General features: G+C 39.9%; 17 protein-coding genes. 8 read left to right on the forward strand and 9 right to left on the reverse strand.

All coding sequences use genetic code 11. The features are described 5' to 3' along the window. Positions 1-6: 6 nt before the first annotated feature. Positions 7-1299, forward strand: a complete 1293-nt coding sequence (locus tag B3394_RS09575; protein WP_177730525.1) for an aminopeptidase P family protein — start codon at positions 7-9, stop codon at positions 1297-1299. 107 nt (positions 1300-1406) lie between these two features. After that, entirely contained in the window at positions 1407-2189 is a 783-nt protein-coding gene (locus B3394_RS09580; RefSeq protein ID WP_177730527.1) for an alpha/beta fold hydrolase, read from the forward strand. A 1-nt stretch (position 2190) separates the two neighbouring features. On the opposite strand, the gene B3394_RS09585 is transcribed toward B3394_RS09580, so the two are convergent. The 4 genes from B3394_RS09585 to B3394_RS09600 form a co-directional block, all read right to left on the reverse strand. After that, positions 2191-4953 (reverse strand): PD-(D/E)XK nuclease family protein, encoded by a 2763-nt coding sequence (locus B3394_RS09585; protein ID WP_286918036.1) that lies wholly within the window; start codon positions 4951-4953, stop codon positions 2191-2193. Between the two features lie 212 nt (positions 4954-5165). Then, the gene (locus B3394_RS09590; protein WP_177730531.1) at positions 5166-6569 is read right to left on the reverse strand and encodes an OmpA family protein; all 1404 of its coding nucleotides are present in this window, start codon (positions 6567-6569) and stop codon (positions 5166-5168) included. Positions 6570-6678: 109 nt separating this feature from the next. Continuing rightward, on the reverse strand, positions 6679-7875 hold the full coding sequence (gene kbl / locus B3394_RS09595; RefSeq protein ID WP_177730533.1) for a glycine C-acetyltransferase: 1197 nt from the start codon (positions 7873-7875) through the stop codon (positions 6679-6681). Positions 7876-7910: 35 nt separating this feature from the next. Beyond that, positions 7911-11063: a UvrD-helicase domain-containing protein gene (locus tag B3394_RS09600; protein WP_286918037.1), complete on the reverse strand. Its 3153-nt coding sequence runs from the start codon at positions 11061-11063 to the stop codon at positions 7911-7913. A gap of 119 nt (positions 11064-11182) precedes the next feature. On the opposite strand from B3394_RS09600, the gene B3394_RS09605 reads away from it, so the two are divergent. Continuing rightward, complete coding sequence (locus B3394_RS09605; protein ID WP_286918038.1) at positions 11183-11791, forward strand: superoxide dismutase; 609 nt, start codon at positions 11183-11185, stop codon at positions 11789-11791. 233 nt (positions 11792-12024) lie between these two features. Here B3394_RS09605 and B3394_RS09610 read toward each other — a convergent pair whose 3' ends face one another. The 4 genes from B3394_RS09610 to B3394_RS09625 form a co-directional block, all read right to left on the reverse strand. Beyond that, positions 12025-13923, reverse strand: coding sequence for an amidophosphoribosyltransferase (locus B3394_RS09610; protein ID WP_273244318.1), 1899 nt, complete (start codon positions 13921-13923; stop codon positions 12025-12027). A 71-nt stretch (positions 13924-13994) separates the two neighbouring features. Then, positions 13995-14924, reverse strand: coding sequence for a PfkB family carbohydrate kinase (locus B3394_RS09615; protein ID WP_177730542.1), 930 nt, complete (start codon positions 14922-14924; stop codon positions 13995-13997). A 99-nt stretch (positions 14925-15023) separates the two neighbouring features. Beyond that, positions 15024-15497, reverse strand: coding sequence for a ribonuclease HI (gene rnhA, locus B3394_RS09620; protein WP_177730544.1), 474 nt, complete (start codon positions 15495-15497; stop codon positions 15024-15026). Position 15498: 1 nt separating this feature from the next. Further along, positions 15499-16062: a phosphoribosylglycinamide formyltransferase gene (locus B3394_RS09625; RefSeq protein WP_177730546.1), complete on the reverse strand. Its 564-nt coding sequence runs from the start codon at positions 16060-16062 to the stop codon at positions 15499-15501. A gap of 176 nt (positions 16063-16238) precedes the next feature. Between B3394_RS09625 and B3394_RS09630 the strand changes: the two genes are divergently transcribed. The 5 genes from B3394_RS09630 (at position 16239) to pyk (ending at position 20691) form a co-directional block, all read left to right on the forward strand. Continuing rightward, the gene (locus tag B3394_RS09630) at positions 16239-16475 is read left to right on the forward strand and encodes an acyl carrier protein (protein ID WP_007137004.1); all 237 of its coding nucleotides are present in this window, start codon (positions 16239-16241) and stop codon (positions 16473-16475) included. Positions 16476-16673: 198 nt separating this feature from the next. Further along, positions 16674-17927, forward strand: a complete 1254-nt coding sequence (fabF, locus tag B3394_RS09635; protein ID WP_177730548.1) for a beta-ketoacyl-ACP synthase II — start codon at positions 16674-16676, stop codon at positions 17925-17927. 7 nt (positions 17928-17934) lie between these two features. Further along, entirely contained in the window at positions 17935-18675 is a 741-nt protein-coding gene (gene rnc, locus B3394_RS09640; protein ID WP_177730550.1) for a ribonuclease III, read from the forward strand. 94 nt (positions 18676-18769) lie between these two features. Further along, complete coding sequence (locus B3394_RS09645; RefSeq protein WP_177730552.1) at positions 18770-19255, forward strand: IPExxxVDY family protein; 486 nt, start codon at positions 18770-18772, stop codon at positions 19253-19255. 5 nt (positions 19256-19260) lie between these two features. Next, the gene (gene pyk, locus B3394_RS09650; protein WP_177730554.1) at positions 19261-20691 is read left to right on the forward strand and encodes a pyruvate kinase; all 1431 of its coding nucleotides are present in this window, start codon (positions 19261-19263) and stop codon (positions 20689-20691) included. A gap of 65 nt (positions 20692-20756) precedes the next feature. Here pyk and dinB read toward each other — a convergent pair whose 3' ends face one another. Further along, a complete protein-coding gene (gene dinB / locus B3394_RS09655; protein WP_177730563.1) occupies positions 20757-21839 on the reverse strand; it encodes a DNA polymerase IV in 1083 nt (360 codons plus the stop codon). Positions 21840-22034: the final 195 nt, after the last annotated feature.

Consider the following 22034-nt stretch of genomic DNA (forward strand, 5'->3'; position numbering starts at 1 on the left):
TTCGTTATGAAATACCATCAAATAGACCGGGACTTATTCATTAAAAACCGCAAAAAATTCGCTGCGGCAATGAAGCCAAACAGTATCGCTGTTTTTAACTCCAATGATATTTACCCTGTTAGTGCAGACAGTACGTTGCCATTTGCACAGCACCGTGACATTTTCTATCTGTCCGGCGTAGATCAGGAAGAAAGCATCCTGGTTATTTTCCCCGATGCTCCTTATGAATCTCAAAAGGAAATGTTATTCTTAAGAGAAACCAATGAACACATTGCGATATGGGAAGGTGAAAAACTAACCAAAGAACGCGCATTTGAGGTTTCCGGTGTTAAAACCGTACACTGGTTACAGGATTTCGAAAAGGTATTGTATGAACTGATGACTTATGCCGATACGATGTATATCAACACGAATGAGCATTACCGTGCCAAGGTGGAAACCGAAACACGTGAAGCCCGTTTTGTAAAATGGTGGAAAGAAAACTATCCTGCGCATAAAGTAGAAAAAAGCAATCCGATTTTACAGCGTTTGCGTTCGGTAAAAGAAAGCGAAGAACTGGATTTAATCCAACAGGCCTGTAATATTACCGAAAAAGGTTTCCGTCGTATTTTATCGTTTGTAAAACCGGGCGTTATGGAATATGAAGTAGAAGCCGAATTTGCACACGAGTTCCTGAGAAACCGTTCCAAAGGTTTTGCCTATACTCCTATTATTGCTTCCGGTAACAACGCAAATGTATTGCACTATATCGAGAACAACCAGCAGTGTAATGCCGGTGATTTATTATTATTGGATGTTGGTGCCGAGTATGCCAACTATTCGAGCGATATGACCCGAACCATTCCGGTTTCCGGGAAATTCACCAAAAGACAAAGAGAAGTTTACGATGCGGTATTGCGCGTAAAAAACGAAGCCGGTAAAATGCTGGTACCGGGTAATTTCTGGAAACAATACCATGTTGAAGTAGGAAAAATAATGACTTCCGAATTGCTAGGTTTAGGATTACTGGACAAAGCTGACGTTCAGAACGAAAATCCGGACTGGCCGGCTTATAAAAAATACTTCATGCACGGTACTTCCCACCACATGGGATTGGACACGCACGATTACGGTTTGCTGTATGAGCCGATGCAGGCAAATATGGTTTTCACGATCGAACCGGGAATTTACATTCCTGCTGAAGGATTCGGAATCCGTATTGAAGACGATGTGGTTATCCAGGCAAGCGGAGAGCCTTTCAACCTGATGCGCAATATTCCTATTGAGGCTGACGAAATCGAAAGCTTAATGAATCGCTAAAAAACGCTTATTTTATATAAAAACGGTTTATGACTAAAGTTGTAAACCGTTTTATTTTTTCAGTTTGCCGAATAGGTTTACTTTTGCAACACGATAAATCCCCACCGTTGAAACACATTCTTTTTAAAAATACTAAAATTGCTTATTCCGAAACCGGAAAAGGAACCGCCCTGGTTTTTCTGCATGGTTTTTTAGAGAATTCCGGTATGTGGGATTTTTACACCAAAGCTTTTTCTAAAAAATACCGCGTTATCACGATCGATTTACTGGGTCACGGACAATCGGAATCTATCGGCTACATTCACAGTATGGAAGATATGGCCGATGCCGTTCATGCCGTTTTGAGTGAACTTCGTATCCGGAAAGCGGTTTTTACCGGACATTCTATGGGTGGTTATGTTGCTCTGGCTTTCGCCGAATTGTACCCGGATAATGTTAAAGGAATGGTGCTGCTTAACTCTACTTCCAGAGCCGACAGCGACGAGCGCAAGCGCAACCGGGATCGTGCCATTATTGCCGTAAAGCAGAGCTATTCGAATTTTATCAGAATGTCGATTGCCAATTTATTCAGTGAAGACAATCGCGAAAGACTGACCGAAACCATTGAAAAGGTAAAACTGGAAGCTTTAAAAACACCCTTACAGGGCATTATTGCCGCTTTGGAAGGTATGAAAGCCCGCAATGACCGGGAAGTTATTTTACACTTTGCGCCATATCCCATTATGCTTATTCTGGGCAAAAAAGATCCGGTACTAAACTATAACGACAGCCTTGAACAGCTTGAAGGTACCGCCGTAAAACTCGTTACGTTCAACGACGGCCACATGAGCCACATTGAAAACAAATATGAGCTGAAAGGAATCTTATCGGATTTCTTTAAGAACATCTAACTTATTGTATCCGCTCTTCAAAAGGAATTCCGGCGTTCAGGATTTCATTGATCAGGACAATAATTTCCGTCCGGAAACTGGCCAGCGTCTCCGCCGTTATCATCATATTGAATTCTTTCTCCTCTTTAAATCCAAAAGGCATAAAGCCGTTCCGCATATTTTTAAAGGATATAATCCCTACTTCCAGTTCCATACCGTTACAGTGCTGTTCATACATAAAAGCATAGCATAGCAGCTGTATGATCTTATCATTTTTTATGTCCGTGGTTAAACCAGTCCAGTCTTTTAAGAGCACACTGTTCTTTTCGACTCTTCCGGTTTTATAATCCACTATCCTTATTTTTCCGTTGCGCTGTTCAATCCGGTCCACATTACCGGCAATTTTGACCGGAAACGGCAACCGGCTGTCTTCCAGCACTCTTTCCAACGGGATTTCCAGACCTAAGATCTTAACCGCATCATTGTTTTCCAATTGCTTTTTCTCCTCTCTCAGGAAGTTGTGTACGTTCCGTTTCGCCACTTCAAAAGCGAGCAGGTTTTTACCTTTGGCAATCTCTCCTTCCTTATAAATCATCCGGAATTGTTTTTCAACTTCCGCATTTGATGCACCAAACATCTGATCCACATCAGGTAATGTCAAAAATTTTCCCAGATATGGACGATACAGTTCTTCCAGCACACCATGGATAATGGTTCCCAGAGTATTCAGAGCAATGTTTTCCTCAACTTCTTCCACTTCGGATATCCGCAGTATTCGCTGGTTATAAAACTGAATCGGATTCCGCATATAGGTCGTCAGTCCGGATGGCGAAAATCCTTTTACTGTAGCGATTTCCTTTAAACGCGCCAGTACTCCGTCAGATTTCGGGATCACGACCGGCTCGTAGGCTTTATCCGGTAAAAAAGCATTGTAAATTTGATGTGTCAGAACATGCTTCGGTCTTTTTTCAATTTCCAGCTGCGTAATAAAACGGCTGCGTTCCCCGGCATCCAATCCTTCACTTTCGGTATTGTACAGCAGGTAAATATTTTTAGCCCTTAGCAATAAGTGGTAAAAGTGATAGCTGTAAATAGCATCTTTTTCCTTATAGGTAGGCAATCCCAATTCTCTTTTAACATCATAAGGGATGAATGAATTCGTGGTTTTTCCGGCCGGAAATTTACCTTCATTCATCGAGGTAATGATTACCGTTTCGAAATCCAGCACACGACTTTCCAAAACACCCATTATCTGCAATCCGGTTAGCGGCTCTCCTTCAAATGAAACTTCCGCCAGGTCGATAATCTGCTTGTAAACCGTGAAAAGCGTATTCAGGTTATCAATTTTTGGATGTGCCTCATAATAATTAATAAGCTTGTTAATTACTTTGAAAACCGAATACAGGAAGGCTTTGGATATTTTATCTTCTTCATTATCATTACTCAGGAAGGACTTGATTGTAAGGATAATTTCCGAAAGCCTGTTCAGCACACTAATGACATCATCACTCCATTTCTCGAATAATAAAGAGAATAATCCGGTAGGATAATTGTTGATTTCGAGCAGTTTTTTTTGCGTCAGGAACGTAATATTGTTTTTATTCACAATCTGAACAGCATAGGAAGCCTTCGCATACGGTTCGACTAACGGATGCGTCAGGATATCCAGTATTTCTTTATAGTAGAACACATAATTCTTTTCATCCCGCTGTATGGCGTTTGTGTGAAGTTTGAACAATTTGTGTATCAATATCTGAGCCGGGTTATTTTTACTGCTGTAACCCATTGTAATATTCAGGCTTTCAATCGTATTGGGCAGCGCATACAGCACCGGAATGAGCAGGTTTTCTTCCCCTAAAACAAGCGCGACCTTGTCCAGACTTTCTGTTTTGAGCTGCACTTCTTCAATCAGTTTTCCGGCAATTTTTGCCTGGCCTACGGTTTTCGGCGTTCCGATAATCCGGATGTTTTTTTCCTGGCTGAATTCGTTTACGATCCATTCAAACGGCTGCGTAGTATATTGTTTCCACTCTTTTTTAAACCTTCTGACAAATAGTCCGGCATCGTGAAAGGTATCGTTCAGGAAAACCTCATCGATGTCCCAATACACTTTTGCCTGTTCGTTAAACAGCAGTTGCTGCATTATCTTTTCTTCTGCCTGATTCAGCGCATTAAAGCCTGCAAACAGCAGTTTTTTATCACCTATGGCTTCCGAGAAATGGTTCAGGTTTTCAACAGCTTCCCGGTAGATCAGTCCCTGATAGCCTATTCCTTTCCGAAGTAGGTGTTCGTATAATCCTTGATAATAGGAGGGTAATAAATTCCAGAATTCCAGATAGTTTTCAATCAGCGTGGTTCTTTGTTCCAGATCTAACGACCAGTGCTTGATGTCTTCAATATCTTTCAGATAGGAAAACACATGGCCTGGTTTTAGCAGGTAGCGGTCAATTTCATTAAAATCCTGCAGCAATGTTTTTGCCCAGTTAGCAAAAAGCTCAAAAGGCTGTTGTTTCTCTTTGGGCGTTAATTCCAGATAAACATCATAGAATTCAAACAGCAATTCAATACTATCGCAGGTGCGAATGCCGGCAACATTTTGAATAAAGTCTTCGATACTGATGATTTCGGGAGCGAATACCGTTCCGTTCAATTGTTTTTTCAGCGCTTCTATTAAAAATATTTTCGCCCTTTTGTTGGGTAAAACAATTGTAATCCCGGACAGGTTTTCCTGGTATTGCGATACGATTTCGCTGCTTAATTTATCTAAAAAGGAATAATTCACCATTTATTTTTTTTGCAGATAACTGCCTTGGAAATTTTTAACTGTATTGAAAGCCAAACTGGTTATGGCTGATTTTATTTCCATGCAGAATAAAAATTATGCCTCCATAAAGTTAGGAAAATTGACCTTCAAAAAAAGCAATCAGCCACAATTATGAATAAAAAAAACGTCCCGATAAATCGGGACGTTTCATTTATTTAGGTATGTGAATTAAATTATTTGATTAATTTAACCTCAACACGTCTGTTGTTAGCTTTACCTTTAGCTGTTTTGTTAGTATCGATTGGTTTAGATTCACCATATCCGATTGAAGATAATCTTTCGAAATCGATTCCGTTTTCGATTAAATAATCTTTAACAGCTTTAGCTCTTTCTTCAGATAATTTTTGGTTGAATGCATCTTTACCATCGCTATCCGTGTGACCTTCAATGCTGAATCTAGCGTGAGGGTACTCTTTCAAGATTGCAGTGATTGACTGTAATACCGGGAAAGTTTGTTTTTGGAAAGTAGCTTTACCAGAGTTGAATAAGATTGTTTTAGCGTAAGCATTTAATTTTTTGATAGTCTCGTCAGAAACTTCAGGACATCCGTTGTTAGCAACAGTTCCTTTAACGTCTGGACATTTATCATCTTTATCAGCTACACCGTCACCATCTCTATCTGGCCAAGGACAACCTGCATTTTCTTTAGGACCTTTTACAGAAGGACATTTGTCTAAGTTATCTGGCACACCGTCACCGTCTGTATCAGGACATCCGTTGAATTGTTTTAAACCAGCTACTTCAGGACAAGCATCATCTTTATCAGCGATACCATCACCGTCTGTATCAGGACATCCCTGGAATTCTTTAAGACCAGCTACATCCGGACAAGCATCATCTTTATCTGGAATACCGTCACCGTCTGTATCAGGACAACCTTGGAATTCTTTTAAACCAGCTACATCTGGACAAGCGTCATCTTTATCATAGATTCCGTCTCCGTCTGTATCTTTACCTCCAAATTTGAAAGTAATACCAGCGAAATGCTGCATATGAGAAGGAACATCAACAGAAGGATTTCTTGTCTCATCAAATGAATGCTTGTAAGTTGAACGGAAAGATAAACCTACGTTTTCAGAGAACCAGAAAGTTAAACCTAAACCTCCGTTTACAGTTCCTGTACTAGCATCTCCAAAGAAAGTATAACCTCCACCAATGTGAGCAGAAGGATCAATAACTTTAGATCCGATTAAATTCATGAAGCTATAGTTGATAACCCCATCGATACCGTAGTAAGAAAGATCACCAGGATTTACAACAGTGTAATCTCCAGGAATCGTAACTCTTGGCTCTACGAATCTTGTAATTTTATTTACCGATCCAGTCACTCCGAAAGAGAAGTTATCTCCTACGTGTCTAGAAACATTAACGAAAGAAACAGAAGGGATAATATTCCAATTATCTCTTACGTTAAAATACTGTGAAAATTGTTCTTCTAATTTCTTGCTGGCACTGAATCTTGTGTCTACAGCGTTCGCACCAATAGTAATAGCCCAAGGGTTATTGCTATCCTGAGCCTGCGAACTAAGACCCGCAAACATCAATGCTGCTACGAATAATTTGTTTAGATGTCTCATACTTTTTTTATTTAATTACAATACGTTATAATTACAGCAAAAGTAAGATGTAAAATATTAACTACAAAGCAATTTGTTAAAAAATTCGCTTTTTCTTACTAAAAACTTCTTATTGAATTACTCCCAATGCTTTTCCAACCTCTTTAAATGCATTTATTGCCTTATCCAGATGCTCTTTTGAATGAGCCGCAGACAGTTGTACTCTTATTCTTGCTTTATCCTTAGGAACCACCGGGAAGAAGAATCCGATTACATAGATTCCTTTTTTCAGCAATTCATCTGCCATTACCTGAGAAAGTTTCGCATCATACAGCATTACCGGTACAATTGCCGAATCGCCGTCAATAATATCAAATCCGGCTTCTTTCATTCCGGTTTTAAAATAATTGGTATTCCACTCCAGTTTATCTCTTAAAGCAGTGTCTTTCTCCAACAATTCAAACACTTTTATTGAAGCTCCCACAATTGAAGGCGCCAAAGAGTTTGAAAACAAATACGGACGGGAACGCTGTCTTAAAATTTCGATAATTTCTTTTTTAGCGGTGGTATACCCCCCCATTGCTCCACCCAAAGCTTTCCCTAATGTTCCGGTGATGATATCCACACGACCCATAACGTTTTTAGCTTCCAATGTTCCTTTTCCGGTTGCTCCGATAAATCCTGCCGCATGGCACTCGTCTACCATAACCATTGCATCATATTTGTCTGCCAGATCACAAATCTTATCCAAAGGCGCTACCAGTCCGTCCATTGAAAAGACCCCATCGGTAACGATCAGTTTGAAACGTCTTCCTTCTTCATTTGCCTTGATAAGCTGCTGCTCCAAATCGGCCATATTATTGTTTTCATAACGGTAACGTGCCGCTTTACACAAACGCACTCCGTCAATAATAGATGCGTGGTTTAAGCTATCGGAAATAATTGCATCCTCCTCACCCAATAACGGTTCAAAAACACCTCCGTTAGCATCAAAAGCTGCTGCATAAAGGATCGTATCTTCCGTTCCGTAAAAGTTGGCTATTTTTTGTTCTAATGTTTTATGAATATCCTGAGTTCCGCAGATAAAACGTACAGACGACATTCCGAAACCGTGCGTATCCAAAGCATCTTTCGCTGCCTGAACCACTTCCGGATGAGAAGACAAGCCCAAGTAGTTATTGGCACAAAAATTTAAAACGGTTTCGCCGGAAGCAATTTTAATTTCGGCTCCCTGCGGAGAAGTAATGATTCTTTCTTTTTTAAACAATCCGTTTTCCTGAATTGTATTTAATTCGTTTTGCAAATAATCTTTGATTTTTCCGTACATGATATGCTGTTTATTCGGTTATGCTATTTATTCAGTTACAAATGTATCACATTTAAAGTTTCCCCTATATACACCAGGGTCTTTTTCATCACTTCAAATCCCATCTCCTCCAATGCCATTTTGTACTCTTCGAGCTGTTTTTCATACTTCGCCTGATGCATCCCGGTTTTATAATCCAGCAAATAGGCTTTCCGCTCTTTTAAAACCACCCTGTCCGGTTTAATGGTTCTGTTCCCTTTTTTAATAATACTCTGTTCTTTGTAAACCACATTGCCTTCTTCAAAAAACAATTGCAGTTCGGGATGTTCCACAATTTCCCGCAGGGTTTTTTCTACTTCTTCCTTTTGCGTATGCGTTATCAGACCGCTTTCCTGCGCCTTGATTATCGCCAGCGGGATATCGTTGCCGGTTTTTACAAAAGACAGGATCTCATGGAGTACATTTCCAAATTCAATAGCTCTTTCCTGAGCCGTTCCCCACATCAAAGCCTCTCTCTGGGCGATTTTCACGGCCTTAGGATCTAATTTCTCCTGAACTACCGTAATCAACTGCTGTTGCTCTCCCTGCGGTCTGGCTACAGATTTCCGTTCCGGTGTTCCAAATTCGAAGATTCTTTTTTCCTCCTGATATACGCCTTTATAATCCAGATATTTAATAAAATAGGAGGACATATTGTTTTTCAGCTCGCCTTTACTGCTCACATTTTTACCGGAGATAATATACAGCTGTTCTTCCGCCCTCGTAAGTGCCACATACAAAACATTGATATTGTCCAGTAAATCCTGCTGACTTTTTTCTTCATAGACCAAAGCGGCTTTTTCGCCATATTCCGACACTTCTTTCCTGACATCCACCAATGCTTTCGAAATAGCAAAATCGGCTTCATCCATTTCCAGCCACATTTTACTTCGCGGCGCGCGCGCATAGTCTTCTTCCGCAAACGGGAAAATAACCACCGGAAATTCAAGTCCTTTCGATTTGTGGATCGTCATGATCCGGACAGCATCATTACCTTCCGGTGACGGGATACTGAATTTCGATCCGTTTTTATCCCAGTATTCCAAAAAGTCGGCAATTCCGGATTGTGTTCTCACATCTCTTTCCAATACCAGATCCAGGAAATACTGTACGTAGGAAATCGTACTTTTTTCTTTTATAAAAACAGCCACAATAATTTCCACCGCTTCATACAGGGATTTTTTACGGCAATCTTTAAACGAGATGATAATCCCCAGTTCGTGCAGCCATTGCTCCAATCCTTCTTCCGTTTCCTGCTGCATGCCTTTTTCGATACAGTCGTGAACCGGCAGCTGTGTTTGCCTGTATTGCGCAACGAAATACAAAAAGGCAGCTTTCGCTTCTTTATCGTTATTGTTTTTCAGGTATCGCAGTACATTCAGGATCAAACGCACCTCTGTGGCATTTTCAATCAACAGGGTTTCCGACGAGAGTATCTTAACCGAATTTTCGGTTAGAAAATTTGCCAGCGCCACACCCGAAGAACGCTTACGGGTAAGCAACACGATATCTTTATAAGCAAAACCTTTAGCCACTACCTCTTTAATGGTCTGCAATGTCGCTTTCAGGTACAACTGCTCTTTTCCGTCCGCTTCTTCCTCGTTGTTTTCGTCGGCCGCCACTACATCCGGAATAAACGAAATATTCACATAGCCGCCGGTTTTAGCATTTACCTGCTGATGGCTGTGGTTCCTGTACAGATCCTGATAATCCGCATTGGAAAACTCATCAGACAGCATGGCAAAAAAGGCGTTGTTGAATTCGATGACTTCCGAATAGCTCCGGAAATTTTTCTCCAGACGCACCAATTGCTTGTCCGGATTTGAAAAAGGGTTCCGGCATTTGCTCAAAGCAATAAACTGCTCTGCTTTACCGCCCCGCCATCTGTAAATGGATTGTTTAGGATCGCCCACAATCATCAGCGAGCCTCTTGTTCCGCTCAGGTCTTCGCTCGACAGCGCATTATCGATTAACGGAATCAGGTTGTGCCATTGCATTTCGGAAGTATCCTGAAACTCGTCTATAAAAAAATGTTTGTACCGTTCCCCCAGACGCTCATAGATAAAAGGAGCCGGCTGGTTCTGAATTTCTTTATAAATAATCGCATTGAACTCGGAAATAGACAGGATATTCTGTTCTTTCTTAATCCGCTCCAGTTCTTTACTAATGGAGTTCAATAGCGATAAGGGTGTAATATTTTTTAGAAAGGCCTCATAAAAACTTTTCTTTTCATAGTTTTTATAGACTTCCTCCAGCAACGTTATTAACGTTCCGGATATGCTTTCTATAATTTCTTTGTCTTTTGCCGTTTTATTAACGGCTATATCTTCGGTTTCCCGGAATTTTTTATGGCTGCTTTTCAGTTCTCCTTTCTGAATGTATCCCAAATGATTCGGAAAAGTTCCGCGGGAAAACGATTTTAAATCGATGCCTTTGCTTTCAATCAACGCCATTGCCTCATCGGCTTTCGCCACACAATCGGCTTCCAGTTTTGCAATAGCAGCTGTTAACTGCTGTTTGATGACCTGGAATTCCTCAATTGTTTTATCCTGAAAATTAACGATCTCATTCCGGTTGTTTTCATTCATCAGCAGCCTGCCCACATCCAGTAATTCCCCGGTAACATCCCAGCTCTTATCATTATCCGTTTTATCAACCGAAAAGTCTACCAGGATATTGGTCAGCTCATGGTCTTCCCCGGCTTTGGCAACTATAGCATCAACCGCTTCCTGCAATAACGAATCGGTTTCCAGAGAAACGTCAAACGTGACCGGAAGATTCAGATCATGTGCAAACGCACGAATAACCTTATGGGTGAATTTATCAATGGTCGAAATATCAAACGAGGCATAATTGTGAATGATATTTTTAATAATGGCTTTCGATTTATCTTTAATCGTAACCAGACTGAGCCGTATTTCGGCAGCAATATCCTGCATCAGGTCCATTGCTTTGTCATTTGGCGCTTCTTTTGAAAACTCCGACAAGCTGGAAACAATCCTGGTTTTCATTTCCTCAACCGCTTTATTGGTAAAGGTAATGGCCAGGATTTTTTTATAGGCATCGTTGGTATCCGATTGCAACAGTATCTTTAAATACTCTTTTACAAGCGTATAGGTTTTTCCGGAACCTGCCGAAGCATCATATATGGAGAATGCAGTTTTATTCACAGTTAAGAAAAGTTTATATTGAAATTACCAATAACGGAATAGAGAATTACTATTTTTTATTCCAAAGTTTAATTTATAAATTTGAATAAAAATAATACTAATCTATAAAAAATCATACTATGGCTTTCGAATTACCACAACTCCCATATACTTATGACGCCTTAGAGCCTCATATTGATGCCCGTACAATGGAAATACACCATTCCAAACATCACAATGCATACACCACAAATCTGAACGCTGCTATTGCAGGAACAGACCTGGAAGGAAAATCTATTGAAGAAATTCTTCACAATCTGGATTTATCCAAAGCTGCTGTACGTAATAATGGTGGTGGTTTTTACAATCACAATTTATTCTGGGAAGTAATGTCACCAAACGGCGGCGGACAACCAACGGGAGAATTAGCAGAGGCGATTACGGCTGCTTTTGGTTCTTTTGAAGAATTTAAAGCACAGTTTTCAAAAGCAGGAGCAACACAATTCGGTTCCGGATGGGCCTGGCTTTGTGTTCAGAAAGGCGGAAAACTGAATGTTTGCGGAACGCCTAACCAGGACAACCCGTTAATGCCGGGAATCGGATGCGGCGGTACGCCTATTTTAGGAATGGACGTATGGGAACATGCTTACTACCTGAACTATCAAAACAGAAGACCGGATTATATTGAAGCTTTCTTTAATGTAATTAACTGGGCTGAAGTAGCAAAACGTTTTGCAGCTGCGAAATAAAGATATCTTTTACAAAAAAACCCGAAAGAATCAGGGATGATTCTTTCGGGTTTTTTTATGCCTTTTTATAAAATGAAAAAGGTGGAATAGAATTCCACCCTTTTTGCCCCAAATCTACCATAAACTTAACCTACTAATGCTATGGTGATACAAATGTATTGTCAACGCTTTCCGTCATCAAATAAATCAGATTATCTACTAATAAATTCGATAAAAAGCGCGTTTTTAACTCTTTAATAAGCACGGGCATCCTTACCTTCATAAAAATTCATAAAAGCCCGGTTCACAACACGATTACCACCGTTTGTCGGATAGTCGCCTGTAAAGTACCAATCTCCTAAATTTTTAGGACATGCTTTGTGTAAATTTTCAACGGTCTGGAAGATGATTTTTACCTCTGCTCCCACACAGGAAGTAGTCAGCATTGCAGCAATTTTATCGGAAATTTCCTGGTCTGTAAAAGGAGCATACATTTCTTTTACATAGTTAACCACTTCACTATCCGGTAAATTTTCCTGTGCTTTCGATTTTTGATAAACTTCTTCCACTATATGATACAGGTTACGCTCTTTCAGCAATTCCAAAGCGGCCTGAAAAGCAACCAGTCCTTCCAGTTTTGCCATATCGATACCGTAACAATCCGGATAACGGATCTGCGGTGCCGAAGAAACAATCACTATCTTTTTAGGATGCAGCCTGTCCATCATTTTGATGATACTTTTCTTTAAGGTCGTACCGCGAACAATACTGTCATCAATGATAACCAGATTATCGGTCGGTTTAATAACCCCGTAGGTCACATCATAAACGTGTGCTACCAGATCATCACGGCTGCTGTCTTCTGTAATAAACGTACGCAGCTTCGCATCTTTAATCGCCACTTTTTCGGTTCTCAGTTTTACAGAAAGGATATCCTGTAACTTCTCAGCCGTTAAAACTTCTTTATTCGCTAAGATATCGGATATTTTACGCTGGTTTAAGAAATCCTGAGCCGCTTCCACCATTCCGTAAAAGGAGGTTTCTGCAGTATTGGGAATATATGAGAATACCGTATTGTCCGTATCATTATCAATAGCCTCTAAAACAGCCGGCATGATCAGTTTACCCAAATCTTTACGTTCCTGGTAAATTTCGGCATCGCTTCCTCTTGAAAAATAGATTCTTTCAAAAGAACAGGCTTTTAAAGGTAATGCCTCTCTGATTTGTTCGTCCAGTACGCGGCCGTCTTTTTTTACGATAATAGCATGTCCCGGAGTAATTTCCTGAATGGCTTCAAACGGAACATTGAAAACGGTCTGAATAACCGGTCTTTCAGATGCTACCACCACGATTTCATCATCCTGGTAATAAAATGCCGGACGGATTCCTGCCGGATCTCTTGTTACGAAAGCATCACCATGACCTAAAAGTCCTGCCATTGCATATCCGCCATCCCAGTTTTTGGAAGCACGTCTTAAAATACGGGCAATATCCAGCCTTTCGGCAATTACCGGAGAAGCATCTCTTTTGCTTAGTCCTTCGTTCTTACATTCCTGATACAGGTCTGTAATTTCATCATCCAGAAAATGTCCGATTTTTTCCATTACCGTAACGGTATCGGCCATTTCTTTCGGATGCTGCCCCAATCGTACCAAATCGTCGAAAAGTTCTTTAACATTCGTCATGTTAAAGTTTCCGGCAACAATCAGGTTGCGGTGCATCCAGTTGTTCTGACGTAAAAACGGATGTACACTCTCAATGCTGTTTTTTCCAAAAGTCCCGTAACGAACGTGTCCTAAAAACAGTTCACCGATATAAGGGATTTCTTTTTTCTGTAGTTCTACATTGTCGTTATACTCCGGATGTAACGCTAATTCTTCATTAATCCTTTGATTGACTTGTGCAAAAATGTCCTGAATCGGTTGCGCCTGATTGGATCTGATTCTGCTGATATAGCGCTCTCCCGGTTCCACATCTAATTTAATACTTGCCAAACCTGCTCCATCCTGCCCTCTGTTGTGCTGCTTTTCCATTAGCAGGTACATTTTCTGTATCCCGTAAAAAGCAGAACCATATTTTTCTTTATAGAATTCCAATGGTTTTTTTAATCTCAAAAGGGCAATGCCACACTCATGTTTTATTGCGTCACTCATAGTTGTTGTGTTGTTGTGTGTTTTTGTATATTAATAAAAAAAGCCCCGTTTCGAGGCTTCGGATGTATCCGTTATTCTTGTAATGCAATTTCAAATTGCGTTAATGCTTTAAATTGTTTCAAGCGGGACAGTACTTCCGGTTTTTGCAAACGTTCCATTCGCTGCGTTCCGAATTCTTCAACACAGAACGATGCTAAATTGGATCCGTAAACAATGGCGTTTTTAAGGTTTTCAAAAGAGACATTTTCGCTCTGCGCGATATATCCTGAAAAACCTCCTGCAAAAGTATCTCCGGCTCCTGTTGGATCGAAAACTTCTTCCAATGGTAAAGCCGGTGCAAAGAAAACTTCTTTATTGTGGAACAATAATGCTCCGTGTTCTCCTTTTTTGATTACCACAAACTTAGGTCCCATTTCCTGAATTTTAGCAGCCGCTTTCACCAAAGAGTATTCTCCGGACAACTGGCGTGCTTCTTCATCATTAATTGTAATTACATCTACTCTTTTAATGACATCCAGTAATTCCGGTAAAGCGCAATCCATCCAGAAGTTCATGGTATCCAATACTACTAATTTAGGACGTGATTCCATTTGATCCAAAACACTGCTTTGTACAATAGGATGCAAATTTCCTAACATTACTACATCGGCATCTTTAAAATCTGCCGGTACTTTTGGCTGGAAATCTGCCAATACATTCAATTGTGTATCTAAGGTATCTCTTGAATTTAAATCGTTGTGATAACGTCCGCTCCAAAAGAAGGTCTTTCCTCCTTTTACAACTTCAAGTCCAGAGATATCAATATTTCTATTTTTAAGTGAGTCTAAATATTCTTGTGGAAAATCTTCACCAACTACAGAAACTATAGCCGACTTTAAATTAAAAAAAGAAGCCGAAAGTCCAATATATGTAGCAGCACCACCTAAAATTTTATCAGTCTTTCCAAACGGTGTTTCAATTGCATCAAAAGCAACAGTTCCTACAATTAATAATTTATTCATAAAACGAGTTGAAAATTAGGGTGCAAATATACTTCATAAGTTTCAGAGTTGCAACGATTCAGCATCACAAAGTAATTGTAAAGTTTACAACAGCATTCCCTAATTATGCTGCTCTCTTTCATAAAAGGTATCCACAGAAAGTTTTTCCAGCTGTGAAGCCATTACCGCCAGCTCGTCACATCGTTCATTCTGAGGGTGGTTATTGTGTCCTTTTACCCATTTGAAGTCCACCTGGTGTTTGCGGTAAATCTTTAAAAACCGCATCCAGAGATCCGGATTTTTCTTCCCGTCAAAGTTTTTCTTTTCCCAGCCGAAAACCCAGCCTTTCACTACGGAATCAATCACATATCTGGAATCGGAGATAACCAGCACTTTTGTGCCCTGTATTTTGAGCTTTTCAAGTCCTACGATTACCGCCAGCAATTCCATCCTGTTATTGGTCGTGAGGCGGAAACCTTCAAAGAATTCTTTTTTATACGGTTTGCCTACCCATTGCAGGATTACACCGTAACCGCCGGGACCGGGATTGCCTTTGGCAGCACCGTCTGTATATATATGTACTTCGTGACTCACGTTATTCTTTTAACAGGTTTTCAATCACCACCGGGAAATGGTCGTGTTCCAGAAGCTGCACTTTATGCGCAATTTCTTCAGGCGTCAGACAATCTGCAACAGCTGTCCGTGCCTGAAATACAATACCGCCTTCGTCATAATGTTCGTTTACATAATGTATTGTAATCCCCGTTTCCGCTTCTTTATTTTCCAGAACGGCACGGTGAACATGCATGCCATACATTCCTTTACCGCCATATTTCGGTAATAATGCCGGATGAATATTGATGATTTTATCGGGATAATGCGCAATAATACTGTCCGGAAACTTCCAAAGAAATCCTGCTAAAACGATCAGATCCGGCCGAATTGTGTCGATTTTTTCCAGAACAGTTCCGTCAAAAAGCTCGTTTTTGTCAAAAATTACGGTCGAAACACCCAATTTTTCCGATTTTTCCAAAACTTTTGCAGTGGCATTATTCGAAAAAACTGCCGCCACCTGTATTTGGCTATTATCCCTGAAGTGTAAAATAATTTTTTCGGCGTTAGAGCCCGAACCAGAAGCAAATATCACAATCTTTCTCATCGATCCCGTGTTTTTTTATTCCGCAAAAAAAAGAATAATAAATGATATTAAACAGTTTTTAGAGGCCTTTGTAAAATTAATTTTTTATTTTCGTAGCCACATTTATTAACTAAAATGTTGTATTAAAATAAAGTTTTTTATTTTTGCCAACAAATTAAATTTTAAAATTAAAGATTATGTCAGACATTGCATCAAGAGTAAAAGCGATTATCGTAGACAAATTAGGTGTTGACGAAAACGAAGTTGTAACGGAAGCAAGCTTCACTAACGATTTAGGAGCTGATTCATTAGACACTGTTGAGCTTATTATGGAGTTCGAAAAAGAATTCGATATTCAAATTCCAGATGACCAAGCTGAAAACATTGCTACTGTTGGCCAAGCTATCTCTTACATAGAAGAAGCTAAGAAATAATAACCTCATGCATCCCATGTGTTCATTTTCCTGAATACATGGGTGTTATTATTTTTCAACAGGTATTTGGTTAAGAGAAATACTACTGATTGGAAACAATCTATTAAAATATATATCAAATTACCCATGTTTCCTTTGATTCATAAAAGAAAACAACATGGGTATTTTTGTTTAAATTGAAACTATAAAATTGAACGTATGAAATTAAGACGAGTTGTAGTAACGGGATTAGGTGCACTTACTCCTATTGGTAACAATATTCAAGAATACTGGAATGGTCTTATTAATGGTGTAAGCGGAGCGGCTCCAATTACTTATTTTGATGCAACCAACTTCAAAACACAATTTGCTTGTGAGCTAAAAGGTTTTAATGTTGAAAATTTCATAGATCGTAAAGAGGCTCGTAAAATGGACCGTTATGCGCAATATGCAATGGTTTCATCTGAAGAGGCGGTTAACGATGCTAATTTCAATTTTGACAAATTAGATAAAGACAGAGTTGGTGTTATCTGGGGATCCGGTATTGGCGGTTTGGAAACTTTCCAGCAGGAAGTTATGGATTTTGCAAAAGGAAGTGGTATTCCTAAGTTCAATCCGTTCTTTATACCAAAAATGATTGCGGATATCGCCGGAGGTCACATTTCAATAAAATACGGATTCAGAGGTCCGAACTTCACTACAGTTTCGGCTTGTGCTTCCTCTACAAATGCATTAATTGATGCTTTTAACTATATCCGTTTAGGCCATGCTGATGTTATGGTTACGGGTGGTTCTGAAGCAGCAGTTACCATTGCAGGTATGGGTGGTTTTAATGCGATGCATGCCCTTTCTACAAGAAACAACGATCCCAAAACAGCTTCCCGCCCTATGGACAAAGACCGTGAAGGTTTTGTACTAGGAGAAGGAGCCGGTGCTTTAATTCTGGAAGAATACGAACACGCTGTGGCTCGTGGTGCCAGAATCTATTGCGAAATTGGCGGTGGTGGAATGTCAGCAGATGCACACCACATTACAGCTCCGCATCCGGAAGGATTTGGTGCTAAAAATGTAATGTTGAACTGTTTGAGAGATGCCGGCTTACAACCAACGGATGTAGACGGTGTGAACATGCACGGAACTTCTACACCATTAGGCGATATTGCCGAAAGCAAAGCTATTCAGCACGTATTTGGCGAACACGCTTATACGTTAAACCTGAATTCAACAAAATCAATGACCGGACACTTACTGGGTGCTGCCGGAGCCATTGAAGCAATTGCTTCTATTCTTTCTATCGTACACGGAATTGTTCCTCCAACGATCAACCATTTTACCGATGATGAAAACATCGATAACAAATTAAACTTCACCTTCAATCAGGCTCAGAAAAGAGACATGAAAGTTGTGATGAGTAATACTTTTGGTTTTGGCGGACACAATGCTTGCGTATTAGTTAAAAAAATAGAGCTATAGTATTCTAATGAGTATTATCAAAAAAATATTTTCAAATTCCCGCTCTAATGAAGACGGGATTTTTTTTGATGAAATCCAAAAAATATTAGGATTCAAACCCGCAAATTTAAACCATTACCGCAAGGCTTTCACCCACCGTTCGATGAACAAAACGGACGAGGATGGAAACCCGCTTAACTACGAACGTTTGGAGTTTTTAGGCGATGCCATGCTGGGCTCTGTTATTGCAGCCCACCTTTTCAATATGGTTCCCACCGGCGATGAAGGCTATCTGACCAAGATGCGCTCCAAAATCGTGAGCCGGGAACACCTTAACGAATTGGGCAAGGACCTGAACCTGATCAAACACGTGGAAAGCAAAGTGTCTACCCAGCATTTTGGTGAGAATATACACGGAAATTTATTCGAAGCCTTAATCGGCGCCATTTACCTGGACAGAGGGTTTACCTATTGTGAGAAATTTATCCACAAAAAGGTCATCACTCCTTATGTCGATATCCCGAAACTGGAAGGAAAAGTAATCAGCTATAAAAGTCTTGTCATTGAATGGTGCCAGAAAGAAAAGCTGTCATTCCATTATGATGTTTTTGAAGACAACGGAAACGAAGGCATTAAATATTTTGGCGTTAAATTAAAGATTGACAACAAGATCGTTGCAAGAGCAAGAGCAACGTCTAAGAAAAAAGCAGAAGAGAAAGCCTCACAAAGAGCCTATTTTGCTTTTCAGGAAAAGATGAACAAAAAGTAACAACCTGCCTTTGCTAAATTATCGTTAACAACACGGCTTTGCTGTTTTTTAAATCTTTAATGTACTATCTTTACATTTGATTTTTTAAGAAAATATGGCTATTCACAAACTACTGATTGACGATTTCATTTCCGAAGATTATGAATTGATTGCAATTCATGCTACCTTGGAAGATTATCGATTAGCCTATTTTATCAATCAGAAATTACCGGTTACCTTCGAAAAAAGCAGTAAAGACATCGGCATCCAGATCGAGGAGGGAAAAAGTCATTTTACCCGCTTTATTTTTGATGACGAAGCCAATGAATTGTTCTGGAATTTAATTCCGAACAAGACCAAAATAATAACCCGCCAAACGAAAGCAACAACCCTTTTTGAGGAAACAGAATTTGATATTACTACCAACATCTTCCTGCTTCCGGAATTAAAAAAAGTGGATTACATTATAAAAATCGAAAATACCGACGATTTTTTTGACCTGGACAGTTTAATCGACCAATTACTAACGATTAAACAGATCACCATGGCCTACAAAATCGATCAGAACAAACTAAAATCAAAAAATAATTTAATTTTCTAATACAAATGCCGACAAGAAAAAAGACAAAAATTGTAGCAACACTTGGTCCTGCATGCAGTACAAGAGAGATCATTAAAGATATGATCGATGCAGGAGTAAATGTGTTTAGAATTAATTTTTCTCATGCTGATTATACCGATGTTAAAGAACGTATTGACATTATTAGAGGGCTAAACGAAGAATTTGGCTATGCAACATCCATACTGGCCGATTTACAGGGACCAAAACTGCGCGTAGGCGTTATGAAGGAAGATGTCGTAGTCAGCAAAGGCGATGAAATCACTTTCACCACTGCCGAAGACATTTTAGGTACTGCCCAAAAAGTGTACATGAACTATAAAGAGTTCCCGAGAGATGTGAATCCCGGAGAACGCATCCTTCTGGACGACGGAAAGCTTATTTTCGAAGTTCTGGAAACCGATAAAAATACCGAAGTAAAAGCGGTTGTGATTCAGGGTGGTCCTTTAAAATCTAAAAAAGGGGTAAACCTTCCGAATACCAAAGTATCGCTTCCGGCTTTAACCGAAAAAGATATCCGTGATGCGCTTTTTGCCATTAAAAACAATGTGGACTGGATTGCGCTTTCATTCGTTAGAACACCAAAAGACCTGGAAGATTTACAGGATCTGATCGCTGCAAATTCCGACCATAAAATTCCGATTATTGCTAAAATTGAAAAACCGGAAGCTGTTGAAAACATTGATAAAATCGTTGCTTTTGCCGATGGTTTAATGGTTGCCCGTGGTGATCTGGGTGTGGAAATGCCGGCTCAGGAAGTACCGCTGATCCAGAAAAAACTGGTACACCGAGCTAAAACAGCCCGTATACCGGTAATCATTGCCACACAAATGATGGAAACAATGATCACCAGCCTAACACCTACCCGTGCAGAAGTAAACGACGTGGCAAACTCCGTAATGGATGGTGCCGATGCCGTAATGCTTTCCGGAGAAACGTCTGTGGGTAGTTACCCGGTTCAGGTAATTGAGAAAATGACACAGATTATTGAGAGCGTTGAAAACTCTCCTTTAATTAAAGTACCTCAAAATCCGCCATTGGTAAGAACCAAACGCTACATTACAAAATCGATTTGTTACCACGCTGCTTTAATGGCTAATGATATTGATGCCAAAGCCATTTCAACTTTAACGAATAGCGGTTATACGGCTTTCCAGATTTCGGCATGGAGACCTCATTCCCATATTCTGGTATTTACTTCAAACAAACGAATTGTAACACAATTGAGCCTGCTTTGGGGGGTACATACATTCCTATACGACAAATTGGTCAGCACTGACGATACCGTAGAGGATATCAATAAAATTTCGAAAGAAAAAGGATTTGTCGAAGAAGGCGACATGCTTATCAATCTTGCCGCAATGCCGGTGATTGACAAAGGGATGGTTAATACCTTACGAATCTCGCAGATCAACTAGTATACTACTAAAAAAGCTATCCAAACGGGTAGCTTTTTTATTTGATACCGGTTTCCGGATTATACTTAGAAATCAAATTTTAACTGTACTACAACGGCTTTCTTTATTTCCGTATTCAGGTTTCCTAAAGAAATTCCGAGTAAACGCACCGAATCTTTCATTTTTTCCTGGTAGAGCAATTCTTTGGCCGTTTCAAAAATCAGGCTTTTATCCGAAATAAAATACGGCAGCGTCTTGCTTCTTGTCTGCAACGTAAAATCGGAATATTTAATTTTAAGCGTAACGGTTTTGCCGGCTATTTTTTGAGGCTTCATTCGCTTATCCAGTTCTTTTGCAATGTTTTCCAGCTTCTCTTCCATAAAGATTTCCGAAGAGAGATTGATGTTAAAGGTTCTTTCGGCGCCAACCGATTTCAACGTCCGGTTGGGTTTTACCGAACTGTTGTGAATACCCCTGACAATGCTGTAATAATGCACGCCGCTTTTTCCAAAATGTTCTTCTAAATATTCAACCGATTTTGCTTTTAAATCCTTGCCGGTAAAGATTCCGCTCTGATACATTTTTTCCGCCGTGACCTTACCAATTCCGTAGAATTTTTTAATATCCAGTTCTTCCAGAAATTGCTCCACTTCTTCCGGGTTGATGGTTTTTTGTCCGTTTGGTTTATTAATATCGCTGGCTACTTTTGCTACAAATTTATTAATGGAAATTCCAGCCGAAGCCGTTAAGCCCACTTCATCAAAAATCCGTTTCCGGATTTCTTTGGCAATTAATGTCGCACTGGGGTTTCCTTTTTTGTTCTCGGTAACATCCAGATAGGCTTCATCCAGCGAAAGCGGTTCCACCAGATCCGTATAATCATGAAATATAGCACGGATTTTTTTAGAGATCTCTTTATAGCGGTCAAAACGGGGCCGGACAAAAATGAGTTCCGGGCAATTTTTCTTGGCAAGATAGCCGCTCATTGCACTCCGAACACCAAATTTCCGGGCTTCATAACTCGCTGCCGAAACCACTCCCCGCACTTCACTACCACCAACAGCAACAGGTTTCCCTTTAAGCATAGGATTGTCCATTTGCTCAACAGAAGCATAAAAAGCATCCATATCGACATGGATAATTTTGCGGAAATAGGGAGTCGATTCCATGGAGTAAATTTATTGTATATTCCATAAAAAAATAAGCATTCCTGAAAAAAACGGCGATACTTTCAGACACTTCCGGTTTAATAGGAAATTTATTATCAACCCTGATATGAAGCGATAATGATACGAAAAAGAGGCTTCCGTTTTTCGCCCTCAGGCTGTTTGCTACAGCACGAAAGAACAAAATCCGCAAATAAA

Origin of the sequence: Flavobacterium sp. UBA4197 (assembly GCF_002379575.1) — a bacterium.
Classification (GTDB): Bacteria; Bacteroidota; Bacteroidia; order Flavobacteriales; family Flavobacteriaceae; genus Flavobacterium; species Flavobacterium inviolabile.